The sequence below is a fragment of the Ensifer aridi genome (assembly GCF_002078505.1).
GTDB lineage: Bacteria > Pseudomonadota > Alphaproteobacteria > Rhizobiales > Rhizobiaceae > Sinorhizobium > Sinorhizobium aridi.
In genome coordinates, this window is sequence record NZ_LUAV01000050.1 from 1 (window position 1) to 769 (window position 769).

The window sequence follows — 769 nt, forward strand, 5'->3', positions numbered from 1 at the left end:
GCCGCCCCGCGGCTGCTGCTTTGCGATGCCGCCGGCCGCGCGGCGCTCGGCGCCGAGGCAATCGCCGATCTCAGCGTGATCGATCTCTCGGACGGCGAGCTTCCCTGGGCCGGCCAGTCCGCTGACGATCCCGACCCGCATGCCCTCGGCCTGACCTCCCGGCATCTCGCCTATGTCATCTACACCTCCGGCTCCACCGGAACGCCCAAGGGCGTCATGATGCCCCACGGCTCGCTTATGAATTTGCTCTCGTCTTCACCGGGGGATAGCGCGCCAAAACGCACACTTCAATTCACGACCCTGAACTTCGATGTGTCTTTCCAGGAATTGTTCAGTTGTTGGAGGGACGCTGGACTGCTCGTGCTTATGCGAGAAGAGACCCGTGCCGACTTTGCCGGCTTGCTCGGACTCGTGAAGGGTGAGGCGATCGAGCAGCTTTTCCTCCCATACGTAGCATTGAACCATTTTGCGGTGGTCTGGAGCGCGCACCCAGTGCTGCTGCCCTCTTTAACTGAGATCTATACGGCGGGTGAGCAATTGCAGGCCACTCCAGTGCTAAGGGCGTTCTTCGAAGCGCATCCGAAGGCGAAATTGATCAATCAATACGGGCCTACAGAAACACACGTCGTTGCGGAGCACCGCCTTTCAACTGACCCATCAACTTGGCCCCGATTTCCTCCCCTCGGCCGCCCGATTGCGAACACGCGGCTTTATGTGCTTGACGACCATGGTCAGCCCGTGCCGTTCGGGGCGGTGGGCGAGCTCTATA

General features: G+C 60.9%; 1 protein-coding gene. It reads left to right on the forward strand.

Annotation, left to right across the window (positions count from 1 at the left end; genetic code table 11):
* Positions 1-75: 75 nt before the first annotated feature.
* Positions 76-769 (forward strand): AMP-binding protein (locus AYK65_RS31025; protein WP_244560164.1); only part of this gene is annotated, 694 nt, incomplete at its 3' end.